Genomic DNA, 14884 nt, shown 5'->3' with positions numbered 1-14884 from the left:
GCAAGAACGCAGAGAATAAAAAACTGACAAAAATGGACAGTTTGTGAATAAAAATGGATAAATTTTAATGAATATGAATCAGTAAGTTACATAACACAACAATAGTTGGAACTTAGACTTATTACACTATAATGGCGGGCAAAATTGAGCAAACGTATTGATGAAGATGAATAAACATCCCCAATTTACAACAATGGTTAGCAATAAAGTGAATAATAAGAAAAGCTTCCGTCGACTTGTTGCGATGGGAGGTGTGGTGATCTGCTCATCAGTATATGCTCTAGACGAACAATTTAATGATGCTCTACGTGCTGCAAGTTCTGGCAATGTTGCATTGCTCGATCAATACCAATATGAAATGCAAAATGATGCGCTAGGCTATTATCCAGAATATTGGAAACTCAATAACAATCTTGGATTACAACCCGCATCTTCAATTATCGCTTTTGCGCAACGTTATCCGCAATCAGCGATGGCTGAAAAATTAGCAGCAGATTATGTCGAGGAAAAAGTAAAACAAGCCAGTTTTAATGAAGTAAAACCTGTACTCAGCTATGTCACTAATCCTGACCAAGAAGAGAGTTGTGCGGTTGCACAAGTCCGTGCCAAAACGGGTGATAGTCTGGTTTTTGCTGAATATAAAGATATTTGGTTAACGACAAGTACACAGCCTGAATCGTGTAATGGTTTAGGGCGACTGATGTTGTCTAGTCCTCTGATGACTGCTCAAGATCGTCAACAACGACTTTGGGGACAACTACGAGCAGGTCAATCTGGTTTAGCGATTGCGACTGCTCAAACGATAGGTCTGGATTTGTCCTTGGCTCAGTTGAATCAGATCCAAGCGAATCCATTGGCATATTTATGGAATGCTCCTAAAGCTAGCGATACTGATTATGCATATCTAATTTTTGCATTGGGACGTGTCGCAGACAGTGATTTCACCAATGCTTTAGGAAATATTCAGCGTGTTGCACAAGATACTCCTCAATCTGTACAAAAATATTTATATCGCACGATAGGTTATGTGGGTGGAACGACGGTCATGAAGAATGGCTTTAACCGAGAAGTGTTAAATGCCTATGATCAAAGTTATGGTTATCCGTTTAGTCCAGAAGAAGCAGAAATTTATGCGCGCCAAGCGATTCGTTTTGGTGCTTGGGAAAGTTTAATTCGTGCAATTGATGCGATGTCAATCACGCAGAAACAAGAAGATCGTTGGCAGTACTGGCTTGCTCGTGCGTCTGAGCAGCGCTCAGATGCTCCTTCAAAGCAAGCTGCTCAACAGATTTACCGTAAGCTGGCACAAAGTGGAGATGATTATCATAACTTGCTAGCCAAAGATCGTTTAGGTGAACGTTATAATCATCAGCCTTATAACGAGCAACCAAGTTCACAAGATATTCAACGTTTAAACCAAAATATCCACTTTAAACGTGCATTCGCGTTAAAAAATATTGATGCACCAGCAAATTACATTAATCGCGAATGGAATTGGGCAGTCCGCCAAGCGTATTTGCAGCATGATGATGGTTTACTTTTAGCTGCCGCTAAGCAAGCGCATGATATTGGTTGGTATGACCGAGCAATCTATGCCGCAGACCGTACAACCTCGCGCCATAATGATACTTACCGTTATACAACACCACACCGTAGTAATGTCACGAGTCACAGTTACAATGCTGGTATTGATCCAGCTTGGGCATATGGTTTAATGCGCCAAGAAAGTCGGTTTGTTACATCAGCACGTTCACATGTGGGTGCAGGTGGTTTAATGCAAATTATGCCGAATACTGCAAAGTTAGTTGCACGACAAATGGGTGAAACTTATAACCCAGCGGCTCTCAGTGAAATGAATATCAATATTCGTTATGGGACATACTATCTGTCAATGATTCAAAGCCAGCTGAGTGGCAATGCTGTATTAGCAACAGCAGGTTACAATGCTGGCCCAAATCGTGCAAAACGATGGCAGCCAGATTTTCAAACCATGGCGGCTGATCAATACACAGAAACTATTCCATTGTTGGAAACACGTGATTACGTCAAACATGTGATGACCAATGCGACGCATTATGGTGTTGTGTTAGGGTTAGGCGCGCAATCCTTAGAAAAAAGGATGGGGACAATACCAGTGCGCAATGAACCTTAAAGAAGCAAAGACATTTAATTTGAAATAATGAAGTTTTTATATTTGATGAAATTTATGAATTTATTCAAGGGACGGTTAGTTCGATCATTGCAGATCTTGATCTGTTACTTGGTTATGTCACTTGCTGCGCCGTTACATGCTGCAGAGAACCCTGATATTTCGGGTTATGTGATGCATGTTCAAATGACTCCCGCAGCTTGTTCCTTTGATTCATCAAGACAAAAACAGCGTAAATGTTTAGAGGGTTATTCTCTTACTATCGCAAGCTTATTGCCAGAAGTTCCTTTAAATCGGGATTGTTCCACTAAAACTTCTGCGAAATTATCTCCCTTGCAAGCTAAAGTTGTGGCGCGTGTAATGCCCGATGAAAATGCACGTGTGCAACTTTGGCAAGATGTTGGAGGATGTATGTCGATGAATGCTAGTCAATATTTTAGAACGATTATTAATTTTGCTGAGCGCTTAAAAGTACCTGCTGATTTAACGAGTCCGAATACCATTGAAGTTCAAAAAGAAAACCTTCGACAACAATTCATGAAACTAAACCCCTCATTACCTCCTACAGGAATTCGCTTTACTTGTCAGTCTTCAAAATTTGATTCTATTTTGACTGAGATTCGGGTGTGTTATCAAAAAAATGGGCAATACAAACAATGTGCAAGTCATATTGTGACGGGATGTCCAAATGAATTTACAATTAAAGGCAGTTATTAAGCTTTTTCTTCAATTAATTTGTATTTTCTATCAGACTTTTGTTGAAATCCATTCTCTTTTAAATGCATCTGTGTTTGCTTTAGAGTACAATATTTGCCGTTTATGATAATTCGATTGAACCACTTTAGCGTTCAATTGTGCAAACGCATCTCATTGGAGAATATCACATGAAGCAACCCGTTCGTGTTGCCGTTACAGGCGCTGCAGGTCAAATTGGTTATAGCTTATTATTCCGTATCGCAAGCGGTGAAATGTTAGGTAAAGATCAACCTGTAATTTTACAATTGCTTGAAGTTCCTTTTGAGAAAGCTCAACAAGCGCTTAAAGGCGTAATGATGGAACTTGATGACTGTGCTTTCCCTTTATTGGCAGGCATGATCGGGACTGATGATCCTAAAGTTGCATTTAAAGATGCTGACTATGCTTTATTAGTTGGTTCACGTCCACGCGGTCCTGGTATGGAACGTGCTGACTTATTAAAAGTAAATGGCGAAATCTTTATTGGTCAAGGTCAAGCACTTAACGAAGTTGCAAGCCGTGATGTTAAAGTATTGGTTGTAGGTAACCCTGCAAATACAAATGCTTATATTGCAATGAAATCTGCTCCAGATCTTCCAGCGAAAAACTTTACAGCAATGTTACGTCTTGACCACAACCGTGCGTTAACTCAACTTGCTCAAAAAGCGGGTGTTGCTGTTTCTGATATCGAAACAATGACCGTTTGGGGTAACCACTCTCCAACAATGTATGCTGACTACCGTTTTGCAACTGCAAATGGCGAAAGCTTAAAAGACAAAATCAACGATGCAGAATGGAATAAAGATGTATTCCTTCCTACAGTTGGTAAACGTGGTGCTGCGATCATCGAAGCGCGTGGTTTGTCTTCTGCTGCTTCTGCTGCAAATGCTGCAATCGACCATATGCGTGATTGGGCATTAGGTACAAATGGTCAATGGGTAACTATGGGTATTCCTTCTGACGGTTCTTATGGTATTCCAGAAGGCGTTATGTTTGGTTTCCCTGTAACAACTGAAAACGGTGAATACAAAATCGTTCAAGGTTTAGAAATCGACGAGTTCAGCCGTGAGCGTATCAACTTCACGTTAAATGAACTTGAAGAAGAACGTGCTGCAATTGCAGACATGTTGAACTAATTTATCAGTTTGATAGATTGAAAAAGCACCTTTCATAAGGTGCTTTTTTTATGCTAAGTACACACAAAAAACAACAAGAAAATATAGGCATCTTTCTGTATGTTAGCAGTATTACTGTTAAATTATTTCTATTAAGTAACTTGTCTTGGAGAATAATAATGTTTGAACAACAACCGACATTGGAGCTTTTATTTGAACAATTAGGGCTTGGGGCAGATGATGCTGCAATTGAAAGTTTTGTGAAAACGCATCAGCTTAGTGCTGATCAGAAATTGCATGAAGCTGAGTTCTGGAGCGCGGGTCAGCGAGATTTTCTAAAAAGTCATTGGGACAAAGATGATGAATGGGCCATTGTGATTGATGAACTGAATCAACAGTTGCATGTAGACAGTACCAAGTAATGATTCAATAAAAATAAAGCTCACATCAGTGAGCTTTATTGCGTAATAGGGTACTAAACCATTCTTCTTTGCGGACTTCACCAAAAGCAGGATGAAGCTGCAATAACTCTAAATCATGTTCTAAGCAAGATACGTATTTCGTTAGCCAATACCGTGTTAATGCTGGTTCTTGCTTCGCAGCTGAAGCGTAAGCCAAGAAGAAATAAATCTCTAGGTGTTCTGTATATGCCAAAGGTTTAAGAATTTGCTGTGTAATTAAAGCAAAACGCTGCTCTTTAGTGAGCTCGAAGTAAATCATATATGCTTTAGCTAAACATAAAGACAAATTCAAATACAAGCTTAATGGCATTTCGTCGTATTCAATTCGTGCTTGTTCCAACAGTACGATTGCTTCCTGTAAGAAGTGTAATTGTTCCTGACGTACATGGCTGAGTACGACTAGCTGTAAACGCAGATCAGCACGCTCTAAAGCAAGTTCAGGACTATTGTTCTCTAAAAAGAGTTGGTCAGTTTCACCAATTCGTGCAATGACTTGTTTCGTCTCGTTCGACATGTATTGATCCAGAATGGTCAGTTATGCCTAGGTATATAAGGCTGTTTTCAGGAATTTAAAGGGCTTGGCCCTGATTCCAGATTGAGCCTCCACTGCGTAACCATGCAGTAATCGATAGACGTTGTTGTTTAGAAAGCAGAACTTCGTGCAATAAGTCACTTTGGAAAATTGCAAGGCGGTTTGATATTGGTTGAATAATATGCCACTGATCTTTTTTGTCCTGTAAGCGTAATTGTCCACCCCAATCTTCCTGCCAATCTTTATGTAGATAAAAAACGGTCGAAATCATTCGGTCATTTTTTTGTTGAGGATTATCACGATGTAAAGCATAAAATTCACCCGCGTTGTAGCAGGCAAAATGTGCTTCTACTTCTTTAATCCCAAGATAAAACGCCTGATTTAACGCTTGTGAGAACTCTTCTAAAGCTTGGATATGCTGTTGGGCAATCGGTAACTGACCATCAATCCATAGAATATGGTCACTACGGATATGACTGACAACGCCGTTTTGTACTCCTGCTGCTCTGAATTCAGCAAGATGGGTGCTACATTCTTGTACTAGAGATTCCACATATTCAGCCGAGTAGACATCATCAATTAGAGCAAAACCAAATTCATTTAAATCATCTAAAATTTGATTTAAGTTCCATGAACTTGTGAAAGAGGTTTGTTGCATAGAACTCCAGTTCATTAATAAGTTGATTACAGTGCAATTTTAGATGATCACATCAACGCTAAAGAATACTTTTTTCTTTCATGTTAAACTATCCTTTGAATTGAGGAATAATTGTCAACATGAATTACCGTCACCATTTCCATGCGGGTAACTTTGCCGATGTTATGAAGCATGTACTTTTGCTTCAACTGCTCGCTCGTTTAAATGCTAAAGATAAACCTTATCGATATATCGATACCCATGGTGGTGCAGGTAAATATGATTTATCTACGTCTGAAGCACAAAAATCAGGTGAGTTTTTAACGGGTATCCACCGTTTGGTCAAGCTTGATGATTCGATTAAACGTAATGCACCTGAAGGCATAAAACAATATCTTAAAATTGTTGAAGATATGCGTGCAGGTTCAGGTAAAGGCGCTTATCCAGGTTCACCTTGGTTTGCGCTTGAAGGCATGCGTGATATTGATAAAGCAACTATATTTGAAATGCAGCGTGATGTGTTTCAACAATTGTATTTTAATATTCGCGATAAACGTGCAGGCTTGCATGAGCGTGATTTTTATGAAGGTCTGATGGGTGTTATTCCGCCTAAAGAAAAACGTGGATTGGTCATGATTGACCCACCATACGAAATCGAGCGTAAAGATTTTCCGCAATTGGTTGAAATACTTCAAGCCGCTCATAAAAAATGGCCGACGGGTGTATTTGCAGTGTGGTATCCAATCAAAGATCGCGCCATGATTGAACGTTTTGAAAAGAAAATGTTCAAAACAGGAATTCGTCGCCAATTAATTTGTGAAATTTGTGTTTGGCCTGATGACACGCCAGTTGGCTTGAATGGTTGTGGTCTACTTGTGATTAACCCGCCTTGGAAATTCTCTGAAGATGCAGACCAAGCCTTACAATGGCTATTTCCGCATTTACGTATGAGTGAAAATGGTGGTCATGCCGCTGTGCGTTGGTTGGTGGGTGAATAACCCATCTCGCCACTAAAGAAGTCAAAATATTCTCGAGGAATTGAAAATAATGACAAATTCTCTTAAACCTGATGCTGATTTAAATAAAGAAGATCATTCTTTTGATGGCATCACCTTTGAAGTAGAAGAAGAAGAACAAACGCATGAAGGGCAAAAAGTAAAACGCCGTGGTATTTATTTATGGCCTAATCTTATTACTACAGCAGCATTACTTTCTGGTTTTTACTCCATTATTGCGAGTATGAATGGTAATTTTAATCAGGCGATTTACGCAATCTTTTTAGCTGCATTACTTGATGGATTAGATGGGCGAGTTGCACGCGCAATCGGTGCGCAAAGTGCATTTGGTGAGCAGTATGATTCACTTTCTGACTTATTAGCTTTTGGTGTTGCACCAGCGATTCTGATGTATAGCTGGAGTTTACATGACCTTGGACGTATCGGTTTAGCCTGCTGTTTTATTTATACCGCGTGTGCTGCATTTCGTTTAGCACGTTTCAATGTACAAATTGGTGTGGTGGATAAGCGTTACTTTATTGGAATTGCGAGCCCATTAGCTGCTGTTACTGTGATTTCAGTGGTGTGGGTCGGTCGTGATTTCCCATTTGTTTTTGATTTAAAAGATATTGTGATTCAAATAATCAACTCCGTTGTGATGGTTGGTGTTGGTTTACTTATGATTTCAAATATCAAATACTATTCATTTAAACAAATGGATCGTAAACGTGTACCTTTTGTTGTGATGTTGCCTGTGGTCTTGATTTTTGCCGCAATCACGTACAACATTCCAGTAGGAATCTTGATTGTATGCATTCTTTATGTACTTTCAGGCTTTGTAACGACTTTATTTGCTAAAAAGAATGAAGCAAAAATAATAACTTAGAAAAGAGAGGTTCAGTATGCCAATATTGATGAATAACAATCAATTAAAGCGGCTGAACCTCAATAAGTCAGAAGCTTTAACTTTCTATCCGCCAAAAGGCTTATTTAAAATTGTTTATCAAGCTTTAATTCTGCCGAATTTACCTGAGCCCTTTCATTACTTAAATTTTATTAGTCTAATCGGTCAACCTCGCATTCCGATTTGTTATAACGCCAGTGCTATTACTACGACGGCAATTGATACTGCGACAGTTTTGGTCAGTAGTAGTGTATCAACTGTTGGGCATCTCAAAAGTTATAGTGCCAAAGAGCATTGTCAATTAGAACAAGACCGTTATCAGTTTTTAGATGTAGATCAAATCCAAGTTGATTTCCCAAATTATTATTTTAAGCGTGATGATGAGGAGCTCGGTTGTCAACTCAAAGTGAATATTGACTCTGAAATAGAAAATCATTCAGCTTTACAATGGGGAGTTGGCGATTATTGGTATGTGCGTTGCCAATGTGAAGGGGAAATCACCTATAAAAAACAAAAGTATCAAATTGAAGCGCAGGGTATATTGAAACATGCTAGAGCCATTTATTTACCTTTTATAGCCTTTCATTTTTTTACCTATCAAATCATTCAGGTTAATGCAGATTTGCAAATTATTTTGTCCGAACTCAGAAACCAGTGGAATAGCATTATTTTTTCTCGCATTGAAATTCAGTCGAATGAGCAGCAATCTCGACTTTATGATGATGAAGTCATTTTTGATGTCAGCCGTGTTTATCCAAAAGTACAAACACCAAATGGAGGTGAAATGTATTTGGCACGAGAATTCATTTGGCAATATTCAGAAAAGGATGCGGTTGTCTTTCAACTAACAGCACAAAGTCGAGGTGATTATAAATTTGGTTTGGCAGCAGGTTATGTGGGCAGCTTTCACTATCAACTCTTATGGAACAATGAGAGTTATGAGGGCGCTGGATACTGTGAATATATCGATTGCAGACCTTTACACTGGCAAGAAAAAAATAAAACTGAGCAAATAATCGACCAAATCGCACATTTTCAGCCTTATTTGTGTAAAAAATAATCGGTTGATGCAATAAATTAAATAAGTTTGAATAAAGCCCTTGCATGTGATCTGAAATGCTGTAGAATGCACATCCATCGGCGGTGATGCAGATAAAAACTTGTTGAGAAACAAGGATTTGGCTAGAAGGGTTAGATTCTTGGATTGATTGGTGGGTTTAAAAATATCGAAATTACCTGTTGACTTTAGTTTAGATTAGAGTAACATAGCCGACCTAGCTTGATGATGACGAATCATCGAGAAGATCATTAAGAGAATAGAAGAACAACTTGTGTGGATTTTTACTGGTTGATCGATCGAAAATATTTCATTGATTGAAAGGTAGAAATTTCTCGAAGTTTATTTGAGCGAATTTTTAGTCAGAAAATTGATGAGCCAAGATTTGTAGCCATAAGCTACTAATGATTTTAAACTGAAGAGTTTGATCATGGCTCAGATTGAACGCTGGCGGCAGGCTTAACACATGCAAGTCGAGCGGGGTGAGGTGCTTCGGTACTGATCCTAGCGGCGGACGGGTGAGTAATGCTTAGGAATCTGCCATTTAGTGGGGGACAACATTCCGAAAGGAATGCTAATACCGCATACGTCCTACGGGAGAAAGCAGGGGATCTTCGGACCTTGCGCTAAATGATGAGCCTAAGTCGGATTAGCTAGTTGGTGGGGTAAAGGCCTACCAAGGCGACGATCTGTAGCGGGTCTGAGAGGATGATCCGCCACACTGGGACTGAGACACGGCCCAGACTCCTACGGGAGGCAGCAGTGGGGAATATTGGACAATGGGCGGAAGCCTGATCCAGCCATGCCGCGTGTGTGAAGAAGGCCTTTTGGTTGTAAAGCACTTTAAGCGAGGAGGAGGCTACCTAGATTAATACTCTGGGATAGTGGACGTTACTCGCAGAATAAGCACCGGCTAACTCTGTGCCAGCAGCCGCGGTAATACAGAGGGTGCGAGCGTTAATCGGATTTACTGGGCGTAAAGCGTGCGTAGGCGGCTGATTAAGTCGGATGTGAAATCCCTGAGCTTAACTTAGGAATTGCATTCGATACTGGTCAGCTAGAGTATGGGAGAGGATGGTAGAATTCCAGGTGTAGCGGTGAAATGCGTAGAGATCTGGAGGAATACCGATGGCGAAGGCAGCCATCTGGCCTAATACTGACGCTGAGGTACGAAAGCATGGGGAGCAAACAGGATTAGATACCCTGGTAGTCCATGCCGTAAACGATGTCTACTAGCCGTTGGGGCCTTTGAGGCTTTAGTGGCGCAGCTAACGCGATAAGTAGACCGCCTGGGGAGTACGGTCGCAAGACTAAAACTCAAATGAATTGACGGGGGCCCGCACAAGCGGTGGAGCATGTGGTTTAATTCGATGCAACGCGAAGAACCTTACCTGGCCTTGACATACTAGAAACTTTCCAGAGATGGATTGGTGCCTTCGGGAATCTAGATACAGGTGCTGCATGGCTGTCGTCAGCTCGTGTCGTGAGATGTTGGGTTAAGTCCCGCAACGAGCGCAACCCTTTTCCTTATTTGCCAGCGAGTAATGTCGGGAACTTTAAGGATACTGCCAGTGACAAACTGGAGGAAGGCGGGGACGACGTCAAGTCATCATGGCCCTTACGGCCAGGGCTACACACGTGCTACAATGGTCGGTACAAAGGGTTGCTACCTAGCGATAGGATGCTAATCTCAAAAAGCCGATCGTAGTCCGGATTGGAGTCTGCAACTCGACTCCATGAAGTCGGAATCGCTAGTAATCGCGGATCAGAATGCCGCGGTGAATACGTTCCCGGGCCTTGTACACACCGCCCGTCACACCATGGGAGTTTGTTGCACCAGAAGTAGGTAGTCTAACCGCAAGGAGGACGCTTACCACGGTGTGGCCGATGACTGGGGTGAAGTCGTAACAAGGTAGCCGTAGGGGAACCTGCGGCTGGATCACCTCCTTAACGAAAGATTGACGATCGGTAAGAATCCACAACAAGTTGTTCTTCGAAGATGTATCTGAGGGTCTGTAGCTCAGTTGGTTAGAGCACACGCTTGATAAGCGTGGGGTCACAAGTTCAAGTCTTGTCAGACCCACCAAATCTGAAAGATATATCGTTCATTAAGTGATAAGCTGGGGACTTAGCTTAGTTGGTAGAGCGCCTGCTTTGCACGCAGGAGGTCAGGAGTTCGACTCTCCTAGTCTCCACCATGAATTAAAAGAGTTTTTAAAACAAAATTAATTCAAAGCTAAGAAGATTATAGAGTTTAGTGAATACAGTCTAATTTGACTGGTTTATTAATCTCTGTGATTTATCACAGTTTACTGCAAGCTGACGAGGCTGTAGTTAATCATTAACAGATTAGAATTTGAGTCTGAAATAAATTGTTCAAACTCGATTAAATAGGAAGATAACAAGTAATTGTTAAATTAATATTTAATCTGAGAACTAGCAAAAACACTGAATCAAGCGTTTTGGTATATGAATTTAGATTGAAGCTGTATGGTGATTAAGTTCACAGACAACGAATAGTAGCAATTAAGTTTGCAACGCTAACACTGACTTGTATGTGTTAACGACTGTTTGGGGTTGTATAGTCAAGTAATTAAGTGCATGTGGTGGATGCCTTGGCAGTCAGAGGCGATGAAAGACGTAATAGCCTGCGATAAGCTCCGGGGAGGCGGCAAATATCCTTTGATCCGGAGATTTCTGAATGGGGGAACCCACCCGCTATAAGGCGGGTATCATAAGCTGAATACATAGGCTTATGAAGCGAACGAGGGGAAGTGAAACATCTCAGTACCCTTAGGAAAAGAAATCAATTGAGATTCCCTTAGTAGCGGCGAGCGAACGGGGAGTAGCCCATTAAGTTGTGTGTGTTCTAGTGGAACGCTCTGGGAAGTGCGAACGTAGAGGGTGATATTCCCGTACACGAAAGGGCACACACAATGATGACGAGTAGGGCGAGGCACGTGAAACCTTGTCTGAATATGGGGGGACCATCCTCCAAGGCTAAATACTCCTGACTGACCGATAGTGAACCAGTACCGTGAGGGAAAGGCGAAAAGAACCCCTGTGAGGGGAGTGAAATAGATCCTGAAACCGCATGCATACAAGCAGTGGGAGCCGACTTGTTCGGTGACTGCGTACCTTTTGTATAATGGGTCAGCGACTTATATTCAGTAGCGAGGTTAACCGTATAGGGGAGCCGTAGAGAAATCGAGTCTTAATAGGGCGTTTAGTTGCTGGGTATAGACCCGAAACCAGGCGATCTATCCATGAGCAGGTTGAAGGTTGGGTAACACTAACTGGAGGACCGAACCCACTGTCGTTGAAAAGCCAGGGGATGACTTGTGGATAGGGGTGAAAGGCTAATCAAGCCTGGTGATAGCTGGTTCTCCCCGAAAGCTATTTAGGTAGCGCCTCGGACGAATACCATTGGGGGTAGAGCACTGTTTCGGCTAGGGGGTCATCCCGACTTACCAAACCGATGCAAACTCCGAATACCAATGAGTACTATCCGGGAGACAGACTGCGGGTGCTAACGTCCGTAGTCAAGAGGAAAACAATCCAGACCGCCAGCTAAGGCCCCAAAATCATAGTTAAGTGGGAAACGATGTGGGAAGGCATAGACAGCTAGGAGGTTGGCTTAGAAGCAGCCACCCTTTAAAGAAAGCGTAATAGCTCACTAGTCGAGTCGGCCTGCGCGGAAGATGTAACGGGGCTAAAACTATGTGCCGAAGCTGCGGATTTGACAATAGTCAAGTGGTAGGGGAGCGTTCTGTAAGCCGATGAAGGTGTATTGAGAAGTATGCTGGAGGTATCAGAAGTGCGAATGCTGACGTGAGTAACGACAAAACGGGTGAAAAACCCGTTCGCTGAAAGACCAAGGGTTCCAGTCCAACGTTAATCGGGGCTGGGTGAGTCGACCCCTAAGGCGAGGCCGAGAGGCGTAGTCGATGGGAAATTGGTTAATATTCCAATACTTCTGTGTAATGCGATGAGAGGACGGAGAAGGTTAAGTCAGCCTGGCGTTGGTTGTCCAGGTGGAAGGTTGTAGGCATGTATCTTAGGCAAATCCGGGGTACTCTATGCTGAGAACTGATAGCAAGCTGTACTTGTACAGTGAAGTGGCTGATACCATGCTTCCAGGAAAAGTCTCTAAGCTTCAGTTACACAGGAATCGTACCCGAAACCGACACAGGTGGTCAGGTCGAGTAGACCAAAGCGCTTGAGAGAACTCTGCTGAAGGAACTAGGCAAAATGGTACCGTAACTTCGGGAGAAGGTACGCTGCTGACGGTGATGGGACTTGCTCCCTGAGCTATTGGCAGCCACAGAAACCAGGCCGCTGCAACTGTTTATTAAAAACATAGCACTCTGCAAACACGAAAGTGGACGTATAGGGTGTGATGCCTGCCCGGTGCTGGAAGGTTAATTGATGGGGTTAGCGTAAGCGAAGCTCTTGATCGAAGCCCCAGTAAACGGCGGCCGTAACTATAACGGTCCTAAGGTAGCGAAATTCCTTGTCGGGTAAGTTCCGACCTGCACGAATGGCATAATGATGGCGGCGCTGTCTCCAGCAGAGGCTCAGTGAAATCGAAATCGCTGTGAAGATGCAGTGTACCCGCGGCTAGACGGAAAGACCCCGTGAACCTTTACTGCAGCTTGACATTGAACTTTGACCTTACTTGTGTAGGATAGGTGGGAGGCTTTGAAGTTGGAACGCTAGTTCCAATGGAGCCGTCCTTGAAATACCACCCTGGTAATGTTGAGGTTCTAACTCTGCCCCGTAATCCGGGGCGAGGACCATGTCTGGTGGGTAGTTTGACTGGGGCGGTCTCCTCCTAAAGAGTAACGGAGGAGTACGAAGGTGCGCTCAGCGTGGTCGGAAATCACGCGTAGAGTATAAAGGCAAAAGCGCGCTTAACTGCGAGACCCACAAGTCGAGCAGGTACGAAAGTAGGTCTTAGTGATCCGGTGGTTCTGTATGGAAGGGCCATCGCTCAACGGATAAAAGGTACTCTGGGGATAACAGGCTGATACCGCCCAAGAGTTCATATCGACGGCGGTGTTTGGCACCTCGATGTCGGCTCATCTCATCCTGGGGCTGAAGCAGGTCCCAAGGGTATGGCTGTTCGCCATTTAAAGAGGTACGCGAGCTGGGTTTAGAACGTCGTGAGACAGTTCGGTCCCTATCTACCGTGGGCGCTGGAAATTTGAGAGGATCTGCTCCTAGTACGAGAGGACCAGAGTGGACGAACCTCTGGTGTACCGGTTGTGACGCCAGTCGCATCGCCGGGTAGCTATGTTCGGAAGGGATAACCGCTGAAAGCATCTAAGCGGGAAGCCTACCTCAAGATAAGATTTCCCTAGGAATTTATTCCTCTAAAGAGCCGTTCGAGACTAGGACGTTGATAGGTTGGGTGTGGAAGCACGGTGACGTGTGAAGCTGACCAATACTAATTGCTCGTGAGGCTTGACTATACAACACCCAAACAGTTGTTGTATTCAAGATAAATTCAATACATAACTTGATTTAGTGTGAAAACTAGTTAAAATGCTGAACACAAAGTTAGACTCAATATCTAATCCGTTAATAACTCATTTGGAAAAAGCCTTGGCATAGATAAGACCAAAGCAAGTATCCATAAACAGTTTGCTGGCGACAATAGCAAGAGTGAACCACCTGATCCCTTCCCGAACTCAGAAGTGAAACCTCTTAGCGCTGATGGTAGTGTGGCGTTTGCCATGTGAGAGTAAGTCATCGCCAGCTTTTAATTCTAAAACACCCCCAACCTAACAGTTGGGGGTGTTTTTTATCATCCAGAGTTTTATATACTGGTCTTTATTTAAGAACTTTCTGATATGACTTGGATCGTAGTACAAAGCTTTTCATTTCCATATGAAGCTCAAATTGCTAAAACTCAGTTAGAAGCAGCTGAAATTCCAGCACGTATTGAAAATGAACATACTATTAATATGGATTGGCTTTATTCCAATGCTTTAGGTGGTGTTCGACTGTTAGTTCCTGAAAGCTATGCAGAAGAGGCTAAAGCATTACTGGCTCAAGATTTTAGCCAAGAAGTAGAACAACAATTTGGAGCAAGTGAAAGCTGTCCTAAGTGTGGCAGTACCGATATACAACCTTATACAGAAAGTAAACGCCCCGCTTATGTGGTTTTCCTATTGTTGAGTTTTCCGCTCTTTTCTTATAAAAATGGAATGAAGTGTCGGCAGTGCCAACATTTCTGGAGTTAATGTCGTATAGCAAATAAGCAAGATGTTTTAAATCACCAATGATCTGTATAT

10 protein-coding genes, 2 tRNA genes and 3 rRNA genes are annotated in these 14884 nt (G+C 42.4%); 13 read left to right on the top strand and 2 right to left on the bottom strand.

Translation table 11 applies throughout. The features are described from left to right. Positions 1-244: 244 nt before the first annotated feature. From O1450_RS13295 to O1450_RS13280, 4 genes are all read left to right on the top strand, one after another. Positions 245-2152, top strand: coding sequence for a lytic transglycosylase domain-containing protein (locus O1450_RS13295; protein WP_420002393.1), 1908 nt, complete (start codon positions 245-247; stop codon positions 2150-2152). Between the two features lie 27 nt (positions 2153-2179). Continuing rightward, complete coding sequence (locus O1450_RS13290) at positions 2180-2866, top strand: ribonuclease T2 family protein (protein WP_004658910.1); 687 nt, start codon at positions 2180-2182, stop codon at positions 2864-2866. 167 nt (positions 2867-3033) lie between these two features. Next, positions 3034-4020 (top strand): malate dehydrogenase, encoded by a 987-nt coding sequence (locus O1450_RS13285; RefSeq protein ID WP_269228814.1) that lies wholly within the window; start codon positions 3034-3036, stop codon positions 4018-4020. A gap of 158 nt (positions 4021-4178) precedes the next feature. After that, a complete protein-coding gene (locus O1450_RS13280) occupies positions 4179-4421 on the top strand; it encodes a DUF2789 family protein (RefSeq protein WP_241283369.1) in 243 nt (80 codons plus the stop codon). Positions 4422-4446: 25 nt separating this feature from the next. Here O1450_RS13280 and O1450_RS13275 read toward each other — a convergent pair whose 3' ends face one another. Both O1450_RS13275 and O1450_RS13270 read right to left on the bottom strand, forming a co-directional pair. Beyond that, entirely contained in the window at positions 4447-4974 is a 528-nt protein-coding gene (locus O1450_RS13275; protein ID WP_034600662.1) for a hypothetical protein, read from the bottom strand. Positions 4975-5029: 55 nt separating this feature from the next. Beyond that, complete coding sequence (locus O1450_RS13270; RefSeq protein ID WP_269228813.1) at positions 5030-5650, bottom strand: 2OG-Fe(II) oxygenase; 621 nt, start codon at positions 5648-5650, stop codon at positions 5030-5032. A 119-nt stretch (positions 5651-5769) separates the two neighbouring features. Between O1450_RS13270 and O1450_RS13265 the strand changes: the two genes are divergently transcribed. From O1450_RS13265 to O1450_RS13225, 9 genes are all read left to right on the top strand, one after another. Continuing rightward, on the top strand, positions 5770-6627 hold the full coding sequence (locus O1450_RS13265) for a 23S rRNA (adenine(2030)-N(6))-methyltransferase RlmJ (protein WP_004658904.1): 858 nt from the start codon (positions 5770-5772) through the stop codon (positions 6625-6627). A 49-nt stretch (positions 6628-6676) separates the two neighbouring features. After that, positions 6677-7510, top strand: coding sequence for a CDP-diacylglycerol--serine O-phosphatidyltransferase (gene pssA / locus O1450_RS13260; protein WP_269228812.1), 834 nt, complete (start codon positions 6677-6679; stop codon positions 7508-7510). Between the two features lie 16 nt (positions 7511-7526). Continuing rightward, entirely contained in the window at positions 7527-8588 is a 1062-nt protein-coding gene (locus O1450_RS13255; protein WP_269228811.1) for a DUF6670 family protein, read from the top strand. 409 nt (positions 8589-8997) lie between these two features. Continuing rightward, a 16S ribosomal RNA gene (locus O1450_RS13250) occupies positions 8998-10535 on the top strand. A gap of 59 nt (positions 10536-10594) precedes the next feature. Further along, positions 10595-10671 (top strand) — tRNA-Ile (locus O1450_RS13245). 36 nt (positions 10672-10707) lie between these two features. After that, positions 10708-10783, top strand: a tRNA-Ala gene (locus O1450_RS13240). Positions 10784-11168: 385 nt separating this feature from the next. Beyond that, positions 11169-14059: ribosomal RNA gene (locus tag O1450_RS13235) — 23S ribosomal RNA — on the top strand. A gap of 174 nt (positions 14060-14233) precedes the next feature. Then, a 5S ribosomal RNA gene (gene rrf, locus O1450_RS13230) occupies positions 14234-14348 on the top strand. Together the 16S, 23S and 5S rRNA genes with 2 tRNA genes alongside form the textbook arrangement of a ribosomal RNA operon. Before the next feature lie 92 nt (positions 14349-14440). Beyond that, entirely contained in the window at positions 14441-14833 is a 393-nt protein-coding gene (locus O1450_RS13225) for a putative signal transducing protein (protein WP_269228810.1), read from the top strand. Positions 14834-14884 lie beyond the last annotated feature (51 nt).

It is taken from the genome of Acinetobacter sp. TR11, from assembly GCF_027105035.1.
Lineage (GTDB): Bacteria > Pseudomonadota > Gammaproteobacteria > Pseudomonadales > Moraxellaceae > Acinetobacter.
This window is presented reverse-complemented; position numbering and strand designations above follow the sequence as displayed.